The 18,720-nt window shown below is 72.5% G+C and carries 14 protein-coding genes; 6 read left to right on the forward strand and 8 right to left on the reverse strand.

What is annotated here, in order from left to right; genetic code table 11:
- Positions 1 to 13: 13 nt before the first annotated feature.
- The gene (locus ACFVAJ_RS06075; protein WP_376942098.1) at positions 14 to 847 is read right to left on the reverse strand and encodes an HAD family hydrolase; all 834 of its coding nucleotides are present in this window, start codon (positions 845 to 847) and stop codon (positions 14 to 16) included.
- Entirely contained in the window at positions 844 to 2,112 is a 1,269-nt protein-coding gene (serS, locus tag ACFVAJ_RS06080; protein WP_376942100.1) for a serine--tRNA ligase, read from the reverse strand. Before serS ends, ACFVAJ_RS06075 begins: the two co-directional genes overlap by 4 nt.
- 92 nt (positions 2,113 to 2,204) lie before the next feature.
- On the opposite strand from serS, the gene ACFVAJ_RS06085 reads away from it, so the two are divergent.
- Positions 2,205 to 3,215 carry a diacylglycerol/lipid kinase family protein gene (locus ACFVAJ_RS06085; RefSeq protein ID WP_376942102.1) on the forward strand — a complete coding sequence of 337 codons (1,011 nt, stop codon included), beginning with the start codon at positions 2,205 to 2,207 and terminating at the stop codon, positions 3,213 to 3,215.
- A gap of 61 nt (positions 3,216 to 3,276) precedes the next feature.
- On the opposite strand, the gene ACFVAJ_RS06090 is transcribed toward ACFVAJ_RS06085, so the two are convergent.
- Positions 3,277 to 4,860 carry an MFS transporter gene (locus ACFVAJ_RS06090; RefSeq protein WP_376942104.1) on the reverse strand — a complete coding sequence of 528 codons (1,584 nt, stop codon included), beginning with the start codon at positions 4,858 to 4,860 and terminating at the stop codon, positions 3,277 to 3,279.
- 125 nt (positions 4,861 to 4,985) lie between these two features.
- Positions 4,986 to 7,736, reverse strand: coding sequence for an alpha-N-acetylglucosaminidase TIM-barrel domain-containing protein (locus ACFVAJ_RS06095; protein WP_376942106.1), 2,751 nt, complete (start codon positions 7,734 to 7,736; stop codon positions 4,986 to 4,988).
- A 124-nt stretch (positions 7,737 to 7,860) separates the two neighbouring features.
- Between ACFVAJ_RS06095 and ACFVAJ_RS06100 the strand changes: the two genes are divergently transcribed.
- On the forward strand, positions 7,861 to 9,087 hold the full coding sequence (locus ACFVAJ_RS06100; RefSeq protein ID WP_376942108.1) for an ROK family protein: 1,227 nt from the start codon (positions 7,861 to 7,863) through the stop codon (positions 9,085 to 9,087).
- A 32-nt stretch (positions 9,088 to 9,119) separates the two neighbouring features.
- On the opposite strand, the gene ACFVAJ_RS06105 is transcribed toward ACFVAJ_RS06100, so the two are convergent.
- A complete protein-coding gene (locus tag ACFVAJ_RS06105) occupies positions 9,120 to 10,082 on the reverse strand; it encodes a hypothetical protein (protein WP_376942110.1) in 963 nt (320 codons plus the stop codon).
- Positions 10,083 to 10,113: 31 nt separating this feature from the next.
- Positions 10,114 to 11,076 (reverse strand): prephenate dehydratase, encoded by a 963-nt coding sequence (gene pheA, locus ACFVAJ_RS06110; protein WP_376942112.1) that lies wholly within the window; start codon positions 11,074 to 11,076, stop codon positions 10,114 to 10,116.
- A 48-nt stretch (positions 11,077 to 11,124) separates the two neighbouring features.
- Here pheA and ACFVAJ_RS06115 point away from each other — a divergent pair, with 48 nt between their 5' ends.
- Together ACFVAJ_RS06115 and pgm are read left to right on the forward strand one after the other, a co-directional pair.
- Positions 11,125 to 12,414, forward strand: a complete 1,290-nt coding sequence (locus ACFVAJ_RS06115) for a DUF445 domain-containing protein (protein ID WP_376942114.1) — start codon at positions 11,125 to 11,127, stop codon at positions 12,412 to 12,414.
- A gap of 218 nt (positions 12,415 to 12,632) precedes the next feature.
- A complete protein-coding gene (pgm, locus tag ACFVAJ_RS06120; protein WP_376942116.1) occupies positions 12,633 to 14,261 on the forward strand; it encodes a phosphoglucomutase (alpha-D-glucose-1,6-bisphosphate-dependent) in 1,629 nt (542 codons plus the stop codon).
- A gap of 11 nt (positions 14,262 to 14,272) precedes the next feature.
- Here the strand turns inward: pgm and ACFVAJ_RS06125 are convergent, their stop codons facing one another.
- Positions 14,273 to 15,790, reverse strand: coding sequence for an amidase domain-containing protein (locus ACFVAJ_RS06125; protein WP_376942118.1), 1,518 nt, complete (start codon positions 15,788 to 15,790; stop codon positions 14,273 to 14,275).
- 227 nt (positions 15,791 to 16,017) lie between these two features.
- On the opposite strand from ACFVAJ_RS06125, the gene ACFVAJ_RS06130 reads away from it, so the two are divergent.
- Both ACFVAJ_RS06130 and ACFVAJ_RS06135 read left to right on the forward strand, forming a co-directional pair.
- Positions 16,018 to 16,368, forward strand: coding sequence for a GntR family transcriptional regulator (locus ACFVAJ_RS06130; RefSeq protein WP_376942120.1), 351 nt, complete (start codon positions 16,018 to 16,020; stop codon positions 16,366 to 16,368).
- Entirely contained in the window at positions 16,365 to 17,378 is a 1,014-nt protein-coding gene (locus tag ACFVAJ_RS06135) for a DUF1648 domain-containing protein (protein ID WP_376942122.1), read from the forward strand. Before ACFVAJ_RS06130 ends, ACFVAJ_RS06135 begins: the two co-directional genes overlap by 4 nt.
- Here ACFVAJ_RS06135 and ACFVAJ_RS06140 read toward each other — a convergent pair.
- On the reverse strand, positions 17,347 to 18,717 hold the full coding sequence (locus tag ACFVAJ_RS06140) for an MFS transporter (protein ID WP_376942124.1): 1,371 nt from the start codon (positions 18,715 to 18,717) through the stop codon (positions 17,347 to 17,349). The two genes, ACFVAJ_RS06135 and ACFVAJ_RS06140, sit on opposite strands and share 32 nt — an antisense overlap.
- Positions 18,718 to 18,720: the final 3 nt, after the last annotated feature.

Genomic DNA, 18,720 nt, shown 5'->3' on the forward strand with positions numbered 1-18,720 from the left:
CCGTGTGCACGAGTCAGGGAAGCGAGTCGAGCGCCGTGGCGAGTCCGGCCTCGGCGACCGGGCCGGTCACCTCGCCGGCGGCGGCCCGCACCTCCTCGGGAGCCTGTCCCATCGCGACGGCGCGCCCGGCGGAGCCGGCCCAGGCGAACATCTCGAGGTCGTTGCGACCGTCGCCGGCGGCGAACACGCGGTCGGCGTCGACGCCGAGCCATCCGCGGACCCGCTCGAGCGCCGTCGCCTTGTTGACGCCGTCGGGAGCGATGTCGAGCCACGCCGTCCAGCCGATCGCGTAGCTCACGTGGTGCAGGCCCATCTGGTCGACGATGTCGAAGAACTCGTCGAGCCCGTGCTCGAGGCTCGTCACGACGACGCGGGTGGCGCGCTGGTCGAGCAGCTCGTCGAAGACGACCTCGCGGGCGTTCTCGAGGTTCCACTCGGTCATGCCCTCGGTGTACAGGCGGTAGCCGTCGGCGAGCTCGACCATGAACTTGCCCGACGGGAGGAAGGTGCGGATGCGCTCGAGCACCGCCGTGGGATCGAAGGTCTCGACGTGCTCGCGCACGTACCCGTCGGACGCGGTGTCGTCGCGGCGCATCGTGATGGCGCCGTTCGCGCAGACCACGTACTCGGGCGCGAGTCCGAGCGCCTCGATCACCGGTCGCGTCGTCGACCACGATCGCCCGGTCGCGAGCGTGACGAGGTGGCCCCGCTCGACCGCACCGGCGACCGCCTCGGCGACGGCCTCGTCGATCGTGCCGTCCTCGTGCATGATCGTGCCGTCGACGTCGAGCGCGACGAACCACGCCTCGGTCGCGACCTCGGCCTCGCGCGCTCGCTCGATGCTCATCGCGCGACGGGCTCGAGTCGGTCGAGTCCGCCGAGGTAGCCGCGCAGCGCCTCGGGCACCAGCACCGAGCCGTCGGCCTGCTGATGCGTCTCGAGGATCGCGACGAGCCAGCGGGTCGTCGCGAGCGTGCCGTTGAGCGTCGCGACCGGCGCGGTCTTGCCGCTCTCGGTGCGGTGGCGGATGTCGAGTCGGCGGGCCTGGAACGTCGTGCAGTTCGAGGTGGAGGTGAGCTCGCGGTACGCGCCCTGCGTCGGCACCCACGCCTCGACGTCGTACTTGCGGGCCGCGCTCGACCCGAGGTCGCCCGCCGCGGTGTCGATCACGCGGTAGGTGAGGCCCAGGTCCTGCAGCATGCCCTCCTGCCAGGCGAGCAGGCGCTCGTGCTCGGCCTCGGCGTCGGCGGGGTCGATGTAGGTGAACATCTCGAGCTTGTTGAACTGGTGCACGCGGATGATGCCGCGGGTGTCCTTGCCATGGCTGCCGGCCTCGCTGCGGTAGCAGGTCGACCAGCCGGCGTAGCGGATCGGGCCGTTCGACACGTCGATGATCTCGTCGGCGTGGTACCCGGCGAGCGCGACCTCGCTCGTGCCGGTGAGGTAGAGCTCCTGCTCGGGCAGGTAGTAGACCTCGTCGGCGTGCGCACCGAGGAACCCGGTGCCGTTCATGATCTCTGGGCGCACGAGCGTGGGCGTGATGAGCGGGGTGAACCCGGCCGCGATCGCGCGGTCGAGGCCCATGTTCATGATCGCCAGCTCGAGGCGGGCGCCGACGCCCTTGAGGTAGTGGAATCGCGCACCCGAGACCTTCGCCCCGCGCTGCATGTCGATCGCGTCGAGGAGCTCGCCGATCTCGAGGTGGTCGCGCGGCTCGAACGCGAACGCGGGGATCTCGCCGACCTCGCGGAGCACGATGTAGTCGTCTTCGCCGCCGGCCGGCACGCCCTCGAGGACGACGTTGCCGAGCTTCTGCACGGCGAGCGTGAACTCGGCCTCGGCGTCGCTCACGGCCTGGTTCGCCGCCTTCACGCGGGCGGCGAGCTCCTGCGCCTGGGCGACGAGGGCGGCCTTCGCCTCCTTGGGCGCCTGCGCGACCTGCTTGCCGAAGGCGTTCTGCTCGGCGCGCAGCGCCTCGAAGACGGTGATCGCGGTGCGGCGGGCGGCGTCGGCGGCCACGGCGTCGTCGACGAGTTCCGAGGACTCGCCGCGGAGCTCCTGCGAACGCTTGATCAGGTCGGGGTTCTCGCGAAGCAGTACGGGATCGATCACCCGAGCAAGTCTAGCCCGGGGCATCCGACACCCTTCATGGGCGCGAAGCGCCCGTTCGCCGTGTTCCCGGGCGGATGCAATACGGTGGCAGCGTGTCGGACGATCGGAACGAGCGGCAGGGGGATGCCACGCAGCCGCGCCTGCGCGCCGCCGTGATCTTCAACCCCAGCAAGCAGGGCACCGATGCCCTGCGCGCTGCGGTCGGCCGCGCCGAGGAGCGGCAGTCGTTCGCGCCGAGCCTCTGGATCGAGACCGCCGTCGACGACCCCGGCAAGGGCATGGCGCGCGAAGCGGCCGAGGCCGGCGTCGACCTCGTGATCGCCGCGGGCGGCGACGGCACCGTGCGGTCGGTCGCCGCAGCCCTTCGCGGCACCGGGATCCCGCTCGGCATCGTGCCGATCGGCACGGGCAACCTCTTCGCCCGCAACCTCGACATCCCCGTGAACGACATCGACGACGCGGTCGTGCTGGCCTTCGCCGGCGTCGACCGCGCGGTCGACGTCATCGTCGCCGACATCACCCGCCCCGACGGCGACGACGAATCGCACGTCTCGCTCGTGATGGCGGGCATCGGCATCGACGCCGAGATGATCCAGAACACGAACCCCGAGCTCAAGAAGCGGGTCGGCTGGCTCGCCTACGTCGACGCGGGAATCCGGGCGCTGCCCGCCTCGAAGCCGTACCGGGCGATGTACCGCCTCGAGTCGAGGCGCCACCACCGGGCGCGGGTCGCGAGCATCCTCGTGGCGAACCTCGGCTACCTGCCGGGCAACATCGAGCTCATCCCCGACGCCGAGATCGACGACGGCCACCTCGACGTGGTCGTGTTGCAGCCGCGCAACCTGCTCGGCTGGCTGCTCATCTGGCGCACGGTCTTCTGGGAGAACCGGGTGCTGCGCAAGTCGGCCCTCGGCCGGCAGTTCATCGACCTCACGAGCGGCAACCGCAAGCAGCAGATCGTCTACCGACGCGGCCGCTCGGTCGAACTCGAGATCGAGGGCGGCCCGCAGGAGTTCGAGATCGACGGCGACGAGTTCGGCAGCGTGGTGTCGGCGCGGTTCCGTGTCGACCCGGCCGCGCTCGTGGTGCGCGTCCCGCGCTGAGCTCCGTTCGTCGAGACGCCCTGGCACCCGGTGGTCGAGCGGCGAAGCGCATCGGGACCCCTCAGCCGAGCATCGTGCCCTCGGCCGCCTCCGACGGCTTCGGATCGGGCAGTCGGCGCATCCGCAACGCGTTCAACACCCCGAGCAGGCCCGCGAGGATCGGCACGAGCAGGGCGACCTGCAGGGCGATGTCGCGCGAGTCGTTGTTGATGCGCAGGATCTCCTCCTGCACGTCGGCCGGCTCATCGACGAGGAGTTCCGCGAGCCCCTCGTCGGTCATGATCTCGGCGTCCTCCTCGAGCACGGCCGAGACCTGCTGCGCCTCCTCGGCGCTCAGCACACTCGACGACTCGGCGCTCGCCGTGAAGGTGAACGCGAGCGTCGCGAGCATGATCGCCCCCGCGAAGGCCAGGCCGAACGAGAGTCCGAACGAGCCGGCCGCGGAGTTCACGCCGGCCGCCTCGCTCACCCGCTCGTCGGAGATCGGCGAGAGCGTGTAGTTGTTCAGCTGCGAGACGAGGAACCCGAGGCCGCAGCCCGCGACGATGAGCGGCACGGTCAGGTACCAGCCCGAGTCGGCGATCGGCACGATCGGGACGAGCACGCCGACGCCGACGACGACGAGCGCGAAGCCCCACAGGATGATGGTGGCCGGGCGCCGCTTGAGCCCCCGCCCGGCGAGCAGCGCGACGACGAACATGCTGAGCGAGAGCGGTGCGATCGAGAGGCCAGCCTGGAGGGCGTTGTACCCGAACACCATCTGCAGGTAGATCGGCAGCACGATCATCGTGCCGCCGAGGGCGATCTGCTGCAGCAGCTGACCGCTCGCCCCGGTGCGGAACATCTTCGACTCGAAGAGCGCGGGATCGAGCAGCGTCGGCTTGCCGCGGCGCTTGCGGTTGCGCAGCCAGAAGACGAGGAGCCCGAGCCCCACGACCCCGATGCCGATGATGAGGCCGACGTAGCCGCCGCCCTCCTGCCACACGAGGATGCCGGTGACGACACCGCCCATGCCCACGATCGAGAGCAGCGCGCCGACGTAGTCGACCGAGCGGTCGCCGTGGTACGGCACGTCCTTGACGAGGCCGATGCCGGCGAGCACCACCGCGATGATGACCGCCTCGAGCGCGAAGCCGACCCGCCAGGAGAGGAAGGTCGTGATGAAGCCGCCGAGGAGGGGCCCGACGGCGGCCGCGATCGCGGCCGACGCCCCCACGAGCGCGTAGACCCGCTTCTGGTGCGCGCCCTCGAAGTTGCCGTGGATGAGCGACTGCATCGCCGGCAGCAGCAGCGAGGCGCCGATGCCGCCGATGAACGCCCAGAAGACGATGATCGCCGTGAGGTCCTGGGCGAGCATCATCGCGACCGCACCCACGGCGTAGCCGAGGAGACCGAGGATGTACGCCAGCTTGCGGCCGATCAGGTCGCCCGTCTTGCCGCCGATCAGGATGAACGCGGCGGAGACGAGCGCCTCGAGCGCGATCGCCCCCTGCACGCCGCTCACGGTGGTGTCGAGGTCGCGCACGACGGCCGAGATCGACACGTTCATGAGCGAGGTGTCGACGACCAGGACGAACATCGCCATCGCCAGGAGGATGGCGAGCTTGCCGTTGAACTTCACTTCACCGCCGCTGCGAGAGTCCATGGCTCAGCCAAGCACACCGCCGCCCCTCTGCGGAAGAGTCCAGTTCGGGGCCCGGCCGCACGGCCGCGTGGTGACGGGCGGGCCGACCGATGCCGGCCGACCCCGCCCGAGCCGTCATCCGGCGGTCACTCGCAACTCACCGCGGCGTCCGCCCAGTCGGCCCGGTCCCACCACTCGGCCTGACCGGCCGGCGAGCCGGCGGCGTTCGGGTCGACGACGAGCTCGAGCGTCTGCACGCCGGTGAGGTCGACGGCGACCTCGGCAGCGAGGCCCTTCGTCATCGCGCCGCTGTCGTAGAGGAGTTCGTCGTCGCCGAGCACCCTGAAGATGACGTTCGGCGACGCCCCCGCCTTGTTCATCACGTCGTCGATGCCGACCACCGCCTCGAACGTCGAGCATCGCCCGCCGAGGTTGAAGCCGATCGTCGTCGGCGAGTTCACGCCGAGGCCCTTCGCGTACTGGACGCCCGCGAGCCGGATCGGCTTGCCGTCGCCGTAGGCCGCCTCGCCGATCTCGGTGTCGCGCTCGATCGGCCCGTAGGCCGCGTTGAGCGACACGGTCGCGAACGGCAGGTCGGAGAGGAAGTGCTCCCCCGCCGCCGGCGGCTCGGGCACATCGGGCACGGTCGCGTCCCATGCCTCGACCGCGAGCGCCGCAAGCTCGACGACGTCGCCCTCGGGCTCGGTCAGGAAGCCCGAGGTGTCGGTCGAGGCGGTGAACTCCGCCCCGACGGCGTACCAGTCGATCGCCGCCGGCGCCTTGCCGGTGTCGAACGAGGTCTGGACGCTCGCGAAGAAGCGCTCCCAGCGGTCCTTGTAGTAGGTGCCGACGAGGCCCTGCCATTCGCGGTTCGCATAGTCGTTGAGGCCCGCGTTCACGGCGCTGCGGTCGCCCCACGTCGTGACGATGGATCGTGCGTCGAACTCGAGCCGGTCGGCCTCCGCCGAGTCGGCGGCCGCGGCGCGGGCGTCGGCGATCCACCGGCCGAAGAGCATCTGCGGCTGCGTCGCGACGAGGTCGTCGAGCAGCTCGATGTTGCCGAGCCACTCCTCGCTGAGCTGTGTGAAGGCCGCCCGATCGCGCATGCCGTACGCCTGCTGGAGCTGCGGCAGCAGCACGCGCGAGGTGTTCGAGGTCACCTGGCGCGCGACGTCCATGAGGTCGTAGCGGTAGCTCGGCATCTCGGCCGCGGCCGGTGCCGCGGCGAGCAGGTGGTCGAGCGCCTCGGCGAAGCGGTCGGGGTCGTACGAGAAGCTCCCCGGCGACCAGCTCGCAGCGCGGCTCGCCGAGAGCGAGGGTCGTGCGCCGTAGAGCCCGTCGTGCGCCTCGCTGTAGCTGTCGTTGCTCGGCAGCGTGTACGCCGTCTCGGCGAGGGCGCGCCACGCGGCCTTCAGCTCGGGGTCGTCGACGCCGTAGCGGCGCTCGGTCCACTCGTCGAACCAGGCGTTCACGTCGACGGGGCCGTCGCGCCAGGCGAGGCCGGCGAAGAAGTCGATCGCGGCGGGGTTGTTGAGCCCGCCCTCCGGCATCGCGGCGATGCCGTCGACCGCGCTGCCCTCGGCGTCGAGCCAGTCGTAGTAGCGCTCGTTCCACGTCGAGAGCTCGGCGCCCATGGTCGTGTGCCCGCCGAAGTTCCAGATGGTGCCGAAGGCGTACGGGATGCCGCTCCACTGCTCCTCGAGCCCGCCGCGGCCGTCGTAGCGGTCGGAGAGGCCGTCGACGATGAACGTGGTCTCGGGGTTCGCGGCGGCGGCGACGTCGGCGGGCGGGTTGTTCTGCCAGCCGAGCAGCACCCACGTGGCATCCGGATGCGCCGTCTGCAACGCGGTCTCGATCGCCCGCGTGGCGGCGGGCACGTCGACCGTGCCGCGACGACCGCCCTCGTGCAGGACGTCCATCTTGTACGCGGCCGAGACGCCGAGCTTCTGCTCGGACGCCGTGTAGAACGCGTCGGCCACCTCGGGGAACACGGTCGAGTTCGGGTCGAGCCATCCGGGGCGCTGGAAGCCGACCCAACCGCCCTGCGGCTCGACGCGGGCACCGGCGTTGCGCTCGGCGAAGTCCGTCGGCACGGTGCCGAAGTACCCGGGCAGCACGGGGGTCATGTCGAGCTCGCGCAGTCGGTCGGCGATCTTCCTGCCGAGCTCGGCCCGCTCGGCGAGCAGGGCGTCGCTCGTGCCGGCGGGGTAGCTCGACATGTTCTGGAGCAGCCACCACGGCTGGTGCCCCGGCAGCGGGATCCAGGCGCGCGCCTCCTCGGCGGAGTACCCGAACTGCGTGAGCACCTCGAAGTACACGGCCTCGGAGCCGACGGGCATGAACACCTCGTTGAAGCCGAGCGCGGCGAGCTCGTCGATCTCGCGCTCCCATTGCTCCCAGCTGCGGTAGGCGCCGGTGTAGCCGTCCTCGGTGTCGTTGCCGTAGAAGCGGTGCGAGACGTTCGAGCTCGCCGTGATGGGCGAACGCGGCAGCGGCAGTGCGGCGTCCTCGTCGAGGTTGCGCACGTTCCACGAGATCGACTGCCCGATCGTGCCGAGGTAGGCGTTGACGCCCGCGATGGCGGTGGCCGGGTCGGTCGCGGCCACGCGGACGTGGTTGCGCTTCGACGTGATCTCGTACCGGTCGGCGCCGTCGGCCGCGTCGAGCTTCGCGAAGTCGAAGCCGTCGGCCGCGTCGCCGAGGAGGCGATCGGCCGCGGCGCGAGCCGACTCGAAGCCGTTCGCCGTCTTCGGCGGGACGTTGAGCTTCGCGTTGCGGTCGGGCGGCTCGGCACTCGCGCCGACGGCGGTGCCGGTCACGAGCAGCAGGGTCGTCGCGAGCGCCGCGAGCGGCGCGATCACGGCGCGTCGACGGCGGTTGGGCGTTGGGTGCATCATCGGGCCTTTCGCCAAGGGAGTGCGCGGGATCCGCGCGGTCACGACCGACCCAACCAGAGCCCCGACATTTACGCAAGGTCTTAACGTAAAGTCTCGGCTAAAGTATTCTCGGAACGGAGCCCGCATGAACGACCCGATCGTCGGCACCGCGCGACTGAAGCGCTACAACACCGCGCGCGTGCTCGATGAGCTCCGCACCGGCACCGATCCCCAGCGCATCGTCGAGATCGCCGAGCGCACGGGACTCACCCGCTCGACGGTCGCCACGATCATGGAGGAGCTCGAGGCCGACGGCTGGCTGCAGCGTCACGAGCCCGCCGGGTCGCTCGGCCGCCCGGCCGTCCGCTTCTCGGTCACGCCCGGCCGGTTCCACGTCATCGGCGTCGACATCGGCCTGCACCGCGTCGTCGCCGAGGTGGCGGATGCCTCGGGCACGGTCCTCTCCTCGGCTGATGCGCAGCACGAGCTGCACGACGGGCGGGCGCTGCTCCAGCTCGTCGGCTCGACGATCGACCGCGCCCTGGACGGCGCCGGGCTGACGCGGCACGACGTGGCCGCGCTCTCCATCGCGAGCGTCGGCATGATCGATCACGCCGAGGGTCGGGTCCGGGTCATCCGCGGCATCGACGCCTGGTCCGACCTCGACCTGACCCGTGAACTCGGCCGCGGCTTCACCTGTTCCGCCGAGCTCGACAACGACGCCAACCTCGCCGCGCTCGCGATGTCGCGGCTCGACGACTGCCCGCCCTCCTTCCTCACCGTGCAGTGGGGCGAGCGGCTCGGCGCCGGACTGGTGCTCGACGGGCGCCTCTACCGCGGCCCGCTCGGCGCGGCCGGCGAGATCGGAGCGCTCCGGGTGGTCGACCCGTGGAGCGGCGAGCCGGCGACCCTCGAAGCGGTCGTGGGAGCCGAGCGGATCGACGAGGTCGCCCGCCTCGTCGCCGCGCGCGATCCGTTCACGCGGCTCGCCTCGGTGCTCGGCGCCGAGGCGGCGACCGCCCAGGTGTTCGAGCGGGCGAACGACGGCGAGCGCGCCGCGATCGAGATCGTCGACCTGCTCGCGGACGTCGCGGCGCGCGCGCTCGCGCCGATCCTGCTCGCCCTCGACCTGCACCGCATGTACATCACGGGCGGCATCGCCCGCGGCGGCGAGGTGCTCACCGCCGCGCTCGAACGACGCCTCGCCGTCGGCGGCGCGTCCCCGATCGAGGTGCGGCTCTCGCCCTTCACCGAGAACACGGTGGTGCGGGGCGCCATCACCGCCGCGCTGCAGTCCGCCTGGGACGCCGCGCTCGACGGCGGCCTCGGTCGCGTGGACCGCCCCGCCGACCTGCACCGGGCCGCCCGCTGACGACCTCGCCCGCCGGGTCAGCGGCCGCCGGGTCAGCGCCCGTCGGGCTCGATGCGGCGGGGCATCCCGCGCGCCGCGCGCCAGACCTCGATCACCGCGACGGCGACGAGGGCCGCGATCGCGGCGGACGCCAGCGCCGGGATCAGCATCTGGGCGACCTGACCGAGCGCCATGGTGTCGAGGAGCGCCTGCTGGTCGTCGGAGACGTTCCCGTCGGGGCTGAACTGGAGGCTCGAGCCGACCCGGTTGCCCTCGGCCGCGAGCGCGACCGCCCAGGCGATCAGCACGACCGCGGCCACCACGATCGCGAGCAGCGCCCACCACGCGGGTGCGCGCCGGAATCGCGGGCCCTCCTCCGACCCGGCGGGCCGCGCGTCGTCGTGGAGGTTCGCCGCGACTCCGGTCACCACGACCGCGCCGATCGCACCGGTCAGGAGCAGCGACGGCGCGAGCGCCCAGCCGAGGACCCGCAGGTTCTCGGACGCCTGGTCGACGACGCCGCCGTAGTAGCTGAAGTCCGAGTTCACGCTCCACGCCAGCCAGGTGCCGAGCAGCAGCGCTCCCCCGGTGACGGCCCACCCGGCGATCAGCCAGCTGTGCACGCGCGCGACGGCCGCCCGGCGATCGGACTCCGGGTCCCGCTCCCCCGGTCGTCGCGGCCCTGCCATCGGTCCCTGCGCCCGACGCGGGTCCGCCGCGGGGTCCGGGTCCGAGTGCGTCGACGGATCGGGGTCGGCGGGGTGCTCGGGAGGCGGGGCCGTGATGTAGGCCGGCCGGTCGCGCGCCGCATCGAGCGACGAGGGGGGCTCGGGTTCGCCGCCCGCATCGGGCCCGGCCGCGTCGCGACCGGCGGCACCGCGCTCGGCATCGCCCCGCGCTCCGACGGCCGTCGGGGCACCGGCCGGCGCCGTGGCCTCGCCGTCGCGCGACGCGTCGTACCCGCGCTGGAACCGCGGGTCGTATCTCGGGTCCATACCCCGTTCGGTGTCCGTCATCGTCGACCTCCTCCGCGAGCCTGCGCCGCCGTCAGGCGCCGTCGGGTTCGCCGCTCAAGATGCCGCGCAGCCAGTCGCGGGCCTCGATGAAGATCTCGTCATCGTACTTCGAGTGGTACGAGACCTCCTGCTCGTCGGCGCGCGGGTACGAGCCGAGGAAGATCACCTTCGGGCTCGTCCGACGCAGGCCCAGCAGGGCGTCGGCGACGCGTTCGTCGGCCGCGTGCCCGTCGAGGTCGACGACGAAGCGGTACCGCCCGAGGGCGTCGCCGATCGGGCGCGACTGGATGAGCGAGAGGTTCACGCCCCGGGTCGAGAACTGCTCGAGCATCGCGAGCAGCGCGCCCGGCTCGTCGTCGGGCAGCTCGACGATGAGGCTCGTCTTGTCGGCCCCGGTCGGTTCGGGCAGCACGCGCGAGCGGCTGACGAGCACGAAGCGGGTCACCGCGTTGGGATTGTCGCCCAGTTCGCGGGCGAGCACCTCGACGTCGAGGTGCTCGGTGATGCCCGGCGGCGCGACGGCCGCGTCGGCCTGGCTCGATTCGAAGAGGGATGCCGCGGCCGCGACGTTGCTCGTCGCCGGGATGTGCCCGTGGTCGGGCAGCTCGCGCTCGAGCCAGCCCCGCGACTGGGCGTAGGCGACGGGGTGCGCGTTGACGATCCTGACGTCGGCGAGGGTGGTGCCGGGCCGGGCGACGAGCACGAAGTTCACCGGCACGAGGTACTCGCCGACGATGCGGAGCCCCGGCACCGTGGCGAGCGCGTCCTGCGTGGCGCTCACCCCGCCGTCGATCGAGTTCTCGATCGCGATCATCGCCGCCGTCGACCGGCCGCTCACGACGTCGGCGAGGGCCTCGCCCACGTTGTTGACCGGGCGCCAGTGCTTGCCCGCGGCCTCGGGCACCTGCTTCAGGGCCGCCTCGGTGAAAGTGCCGGCCGGCCCGAGGTACGAGTAGGTCTCGTCAGGGGGTGTCGGCGTGGCATCCGTGGTCATGCGCCAAGCCTAACGAGCACCGCGCAGGGCGCCTGAAATACTGCGGAGATGGACCCCGCGGTGACGACGAGGACCGTGCCGCCCGTGCCGGGCGACGCGGAGCGGCTGGCCGCGCTGCGGCGCATGAAGCGGGTCGCCACGGGCCTGCTCGTCGTGGCCGCCGCGGTCTTCACCGTCTCGTTCGCCCTGCAGGACGACATCGCCTGGCTCGGCTACGTGCGCGCCGCCGCCGAAGGCGCGATGGTCGGCGCGATCGCCGACTGGTTCGCGGTGACGGCGCTGTTCCGGCACCCGCTCGGCATCCCCATCCCGCACACGGCGATCATCCCGAAGCGCAAGGACGAGATCGGTGCGACCCTCGGCGCGTTCGTCGAGCACGAGTTCCTCTCCGACGAGGTCGTGCTCGGCAAGCTCCGCTCGATCGGCATCTCGCGCCGGGTCGGCGGCTGGCTCGCGGAGCCCGCGAACGCCGAGCGGGTCACCGCCGAGGCCGCGGTCGCGGCACGTGGCATCCTCACCCTGCTCGGCGACGACGACGTCGAGGACGTCATCGAGCGGCTCGCCCGCCGCCACCTGTTCGAACCCGAGTGGGGGCCCGCGATCGGGCGGATCGGCGCGAGCCTCGTCGCCGCCGACCAGCAGCGCGCCGCCGTCGACGCCGCGCTCGAGAAGGCCGAGTCGTGGCTGGCCGCGCACCCCGAGGCGTTCGGGCGCATGGTCTCTGAGCGGCTGCCGCGGTGGATGCCGGGCTTCGTCGACCGCCTCGTCGACGACCGCGCCCACCGCGAGGTGCTCGCCTTCGTGCGGGCGGTGCGGGCCGACCGGGCGCACCCGCTGCGACGCGCGATCGACCGCTACCTCGCCGAGCTCGCCGACGACCTGCAGCACGACCCCGTGATGATCGGCCGGGTCGAGCGCGTCAAGGCCGACCTCCTCGCGAGCCCCCGCGTGCGCGAGTTCGCCGGCGAGGCGTGGGGTGCGGTGAAGTCGACCCTCGAGGAGGGGCTCGCCGACCCCGCGAGCGAACTGCGCGTCGCGCTGCGCGACGCCGTCGTCGAGGTCGGCACCCGACTCGCGACCGACGAGGCGCTCGCCGCGAAGGTCGACGCCTGGCTGACGGATGCCGCGGCGTACGTCGTGCGCAACTACCGTCACGAGATCGCCGGCGTCATCACCGAGACCGTCGAGCGATGGGACCCGCGGGAGACGACCGAGAAGCTCGAACTGCAGGTCGGCCGCGACCTCCAGTTCATCCGCATCAACGGCACCGTGGTGGGCGCCCTCGCCGGCCTGGCGATCTACTCGATCGCGACGGCGCTGCACGCGCTCGCGGGCTGAGGCGGGCTCCCCGCCTGCCTGCCTGCCCGTCTGCCTGCCTGCCTGCCTGCCTGCCTGCCTGCCCCTGTTTCTCAGGAGAATTCTCCCTCTCGGGGGCGCGTGCGCGGCGTGTCGTCCTGAGAAGGCCGAGTTCGGGCGCTCACCTCCTGAGAAACACTCTGTGGAGGCGGTGGGGCGGTGACGGTGACGCGCGGCGGACGCGGTGCCAGACTGTTCGCATGCACGAGCGAGCGGGAACCCCGGCGACCGAATCCGACCTCATCGACGTGGAGGCCCTCGTCAGGGCCTACTACGAGAAGAAGCCGGATGCCTCGGTGCCCGGCCAGCGCGTCGCGTTCGGCACCTCGGGGCACCGCGGCTCCTCGCTCACGACGAGCTTCAACGAGGACCACATCCTCGCGACGACGCAGGCGATCGTCGAGTACCGCGCCGCGCAGGGCATCACCGGGCCGCTCTTCATCGGCGCCGACACCCACGCGCTCAGCGCACCCGCGCAGACCACCGCGCTCGACGTGCTCGTCGCGAACCGCGTGCGCGTGCTCGCCGACGAGTTCGACGACTACGTGCCGACGCCCGCGCTCTCGCACGCGATCCTGAAGTGGAACAACGACCCCGCGAAGCGCGCCGAGGGCGAGGCCGACGGCATCGTGATCACCCCGTCGCACAACCCGCCGCAGGACGGCGGCTTCAAGTACAACCCGCCGCACGGCGGCCCCGCCGACAGCGACGCGACGTCGTGGATCGCGGCCCGCGCGAACGAGCTCATCGAGGACGGGCTGCGCGGCGTCCTGCAGGCCGAGCCGAGCGCGGTCGAGACCTACGACTTCCGCGGCGAGTACGTCGCCGACCTCGCGAACGTGATCGACTTCGATGCCATCCGCCGCTCGGGCATCCGCATCGGCGCCGACCCGCTCGGCGGGGCGTCCGTCTCGTATTGGGCCGCCATCCGCGACGCCTACGACCTCGACCTCACCGTCGTGAACGAGAAGGTCGACCCTCGCTGGGCGTTCATGACCCTCGACTGGGACGGCAAGATCCGCATGGATCCGTCGAGCCGCAACGCGATGGCCTCGGTCGTCGCGCAGTCGGGCTCGTACGACCTCCTGACGGGCAACGACGCCGACGCCGACCGGCACGGCATCGTCACCCCCGACGGCGGCCTCATGAACCCGAACCACTACCTCGCGGTCGCGATCGAGTACCTGTTCAGCCACCGCGACGGCTGGCGGCCCGACGCCGCGATCGGCAAGACGCTCGTCTCGTCGTCGATGATCGACCGGGTCGCGGCCTCGCTCGGCCGCCGCCTCTGGGAGGTGCCGGTCGGCTTCAAGTGGTTCGTGCCGGGGCTCGTCGACGGCTCGGTCGGCTTCGGCGGGGAGGAGAGCGCGGGCGCCTCGTTCCTACGCTTCGACGGCACCGTCTGGACGACCGACAAGGACGGCATCCTGCTGTGCCTCCTCGCCGCCGAGATCCGTGCGGTCACCGGCAAGTCGCCGTCGGAGCTCTACGCCGAGCTCGTCGAACGGTTCGGCGACCCCGCCTACGAGCGGGTGGATGCCCCGGCCGACGCCGCGCAGAAGGCCGCGCTCGGCAAGCTCGACGGCGACGCGATCGCGGCGACCGAGCTCGCCGGCGCCCCGATCACGGCGAAGCTCTCGCACGCGCCCGGCAACGGCGCCGCGATCGGCGGGGTGAAGGTCGAGACGGCCGACGCCTGGTTCGCCGCACGGCCGAGCGGCACCGAGGACGTCTACAAGATCTACGCCGAGTCGTTCCGGGGCGCAGAGCACCTCGCGGAGGTGCAGGCCGAGGCGAAGCGCATCGTCGACGCCGCGCTCGGCGGCTGAGACCCCGCGGCCTACTTCAGCGAGAAGTAGGTGACCGCGCCGCCGCCCGAGGCGAGCGCCTCGTCGACGTTCCAGTAGTCGGCGTCCTTGGTGTGGCCGCCGACCCAGACGGCGGTGCCGTTCGCCGAGTGCTCGACGCGGGTGACGACGGCGGTGTGGTCGCGGTCGCCCGAGCCGTCCCAGTCGAACTGGGCGATGTCGCCGACCTTCACGAGGCCGCGCTGCGAGTCGTCGAGCGGAGTCGCGAGGTCGGGGCGGCTGTACAGCCAGTCGCGCATCGCGGTCGAGCTCGACCAGCTCGGCGACATGGCGCCGGTCGCGCGGTCGTAGTACCAGCCCGCGTCCATCTTCCAGCCGCGGGCCATGAGCGACTGGCTCGCGAAGTTCGCGCAGTCGACGCCGCTCAAGACGGTGTACTCCGCCGAGTTGTAGTTGTTCCAGTGGGCGAGCACGTAGCCGAGCTGCGCGTCGATCGCTGGGTTGCTCGTGTAGGTGAGCGTGAGCGCCTCGAGCTGCTCGGTCGGTGCGACGGTCGTCGCCGACAGCTCGACGCCGGCGGCGGCGATCGAGGAGACGGTCTCCTCGACGGGCACGACCTCGCCCGAGGCATCCGTGAACTGCACTGCGACGCCGCCGAGCGCGTCGGCCGTCGTCGCGGGCACGGCGAAGGTGACCGTGCTCTCGTCGGCGGCGACGATCGTCGCGGGCACGCCGGCGACGCTCACGGCGCCGACCTGGTCGAGCTCGTCACCCGTGACGGTGATCTGCGTGCCGCCCGTGAACGGCACCGAGGCTGTCGAGAGCCCGCTCGTGATGGTCGGCCCCTCGTCGACCACGGGCGTCGCGACGATCTCATCGGCGGCTCCCGCTTCGGCCGCGGCGTCCGTCACGGCCGATTCCTGCGCGAGCAGCGACGGCGCATCGGAGGGGTCGGCGGCCGCCGCGACGGCGCCGAAGGCGCTCACGCCGAGGATCGCCGTGGTGCACGACAGCGCCGCGAAGCGGCGGGCGCCGCTCGACGGGCGCCGGTTGCGCACGTGGTCGGCGCGGTGGCGGGGCTGGTGCTGTCGCGCGACGGCGGGTTCCCGGGCCGGCGCGGCCTCGGGCTCCCGGTCGGCCGGGCTCGGCGATTCGGGAGCGGAGTCGGCTGCGTCGGGGTCGGCGTCGGCGTCGGCGTCGGCGTCGGCGTCGGCGTCACCCGATACGGCGAAGTCACCCTCGTGCGTGTGACCCTCGCGCGTGTCACCCTCGTGCGCGTCGGCGTCGTGCGCGTCGGCGTCGTGCGCGTCGGCGTCGCTCGTGACGGCTGCCGGGTCGACGGCTTCGGCTTCGGCTTCGGCTTCGACGGCGGTCGGTGTGGCGCGGAACCCCCGCCGACGACGCGCGGGCTCCGAAGGCTCGATCATCTCCGCGGCCGCGGACTCCTCGCCCGTGGCCGGCGATTCCGTCTCGTCGACCGCCCCCTCTGCGAGGAGGGCGGCGTCGATCGTTCCGGGCGCGCGGAAGGTCGAGCGACGGCGTTCGGGCATGGAGGCAGGCGGCGTCTTGCTGAGGCGTTTGAACACGAAGGGGGTTTCGGGTCGGCGTTTCGGGGGACAGGACACCTCATCACGCGATTTTGTGAGGAACCCTCCTGAACTCTGGGAGACCGGTGAGAACGCTCTCTTGAAAAGCGAGCGGCGTTCCGTTCTCCGAACGGTCTGCACCCGCTCGGCAACTGTTCTAGTATTTATAGAACAGTTGTGAAGGAGTCCAGGTGCTGATCCGAGTCGATCCCGCGAGCGAGACGCCGATCTTCGCCCAGGTCGCGGCGTCGGTCCGCGCCGACGCCGCAGCCGGCCGCCTCCGCCCGGGCGACCGCCTCCCGTCGGCGCGCGACGTGGCCGCCTCGCTCGGCGTGAACCTGCACACGGTGCTCCGGGCCTACCAGGTGCTGCGCGACGAGGGCCTCGTCGACATGCGGCGCGGCCGAGGTGCCGTCGCCACCGACGCCGTCGAGCCGCTCGCCCGGCTGCACCACGACATCGAGGCGCTCGTCGCACGCGCCCGCGCCCTCGCCCTCTCGCCCGATGCCCTCGCCGCCCTCGTCAAGGAGACGTACCGATGACCCGTTCCGACGAATTCCACGTCGCCCGGCGCCGCTACCTGCTCGTCGCCGCCCTCGCACCCGCGCTCGTCACGCTCGTGGGCGTCGCCCTCATGCTCGCCTGGCTGCCCGAGGTGCCGTCGACCGTCGCGACGCACTGGAGCGGCGACGGCGCCCCCGACGCCTTCGCACCGGCGTGGACGGTGCCGCTCGGCGCGGCGCTGCTCGGCTTCGGCCTCACGGCACTCTTCGTCGGGATCATGTTCGCGGGCACCCGTGACGGTCGCTGGGGGCCGATGATGCGGCTGCTCGGCGCCTTCTCGCTCGGCACGACGGTGCTGCTCGTCGTGCTGCTGACCTGGTCGCTCGGCATGCAGCGCGGGCTCGACGACCCCGCCGACGCGCCCGGCATCGGCATCCCGCTGCTCGTCTCGGCCGGGCTCGCCGCGCTGTCGGGCCTCGCCGCCTGGTTCGCCCAGCCGCGCACGACGATCGCCGGCGCGCACGCGAACACGACGGTCGCCCCGCTCGAGCTCGGGCCGGACGAGCGTGCCGTCTGGGTGCGCACCACGACGATGTCGCGCGCGGCCATGATCGCGATCGGTGCGAGCATCGCCGCACTGGCCGTCGGCACGATCGTCTTCGCGGCGGTCGGGTCGCAGGCCTGGTGGATCATGCTCGCCACCACCCTGCTGCTCGCGGCGCTGGCTGCCGCGACCTTCGTGTTCCGCGTGCGTGTGGACGAGCGCGGCCTCGAGGTGCGCTCGTCGATCGGCGCGCCCTGGTTCAGGGTGCCGCTCGCGCAGGTGCGCTCGGTGTCGGTGACCGACGTGAACCCGACGGCCGAATTCGGCGGGTGGGGCGTCCGGCTCGCCCCCGACGGCGCCTTCGGCATCGTGCTGCGAAGCGGCGAGGCCCTGCAGGTCGTCCGCGAGAACGGCCGGCGCTTCGTCGTGACGGTGCGCGACGCGGCCACCGCCGCCGCACTGCTCGAGGCGCTCAGCGAGCGGGCGCGCGCGTCCCGGCGCTGACCTCGGCGCCGGCGCCGCCCGAGCGCGCCGCGCGAACGCCCGCGACCACGAGCGGCACGAGCACGAGGACCGCGACGGTGTTCACGCCGGCGAAGCCCCCGACACCGAGCACGAAGCCCGAGAGCGCGGCGGCGATCGCCGCCGAAAGGTTCATCGCCGCATCGGTGGCGCCCTGCAGCGGCACGCGGATCGACGGATGGACGGAGCTCGTGAGGAGCGTCGAGCCGCCGATGAGCCCGCACGACCAGCCGAGCCCGAGCAGGCCGAGCGCGAGCGGCACGAGCAGCATGTCGTCGGCCGGCGCGAGGATGCCGGTGAGGGTCGCCCCGAGCAGCACGCCCACGCCGATGAAGATCACGCGCGAGGCGCCGATGCGGTCGACGAGCCACCCGACGAGAGGGCTCGCGCCGTACATGCCGAGGATGTGGATACTGATCACCACGCCGATGAGCGTGAGCGACAGCCCGTGCGCCATCATGTGCACGGGCGTCATGACCATGACGCCGACCATGACGGTGTGCGAGCACACGATCGCGAGGATCGCGAAGAGCGCCCGCGGCGTCCTCGCCGCGATCCGGAGCGCGTCCCACGCGCCGACGGGTTTCGCGGGGGCGGGGTCGGATGCCTCGGCCGCCGTCGTGGCGGAGACCCCGGCGCCGATCGGCCCGGCCGGCACGGCCTCCGCCGCGGGATCATCACCCGGCGCCGGCGCCGGCGCGGCATCGGCGGCGAGCTGCCCGGCCTTCGGCAGGCGCAGCAGGGTCGCGACCAGCAGGGTCGAGAGCGCGAACGCCGCCCCCGAGAAGAGGAACGGGCCGACGAGCGGCGGGAGCCCGAGCGCCCGGCCGACCGTGTCGCCCGTCTCGGAGAGCAGGGGGCCCGCGACGGAACCGAGCGTGGTCGCCCAGAGCACGAGCGACATCGAGCGGGCCTCGAACCCCGGCGCCGCGACCTCGGTGGCGGCGAAGCGCGCCTGGAGCCCTGCGGCAGTGCCAGCGCCGAAGGCGGCGAGCCCGAGGAACAAGAGCGGCACCCAGCCGCTCGTCGCCGCGATCACGATGAGCACCGCGCCGGTCATGCCGAGGGCGTAGCCCGTCGCGAGGGCGACGTGCCGGCCCGAGCGCACCGCGAGCCGGGCGAGCGGGATCGCCGAGAGCGCCGCACCGAGCACGCTCGACGACTGGGCGAGGCCGCCGAGCACGGCAGCGCCGGTGAGCTCGCCGATGAGCAGGGCCGCGACGGCGATGCCGGAGGCCACGCCGACGCCGGCGAGCAGCTGGTTGACGATGAGCACCGCGAGCGACAGGCCGCGGTGCGGCACGGGGGTCGCCCGAGGCATCCG

Origin of the sequence: Agromyces sp. NPDC057679, from assembly GCF_042799635.1 — a bacterium.
GTDB lineage: Bacteria > Actinomycetota > Actinomycetes > Actinomycetales > Microbacteriaceae > Agromyces.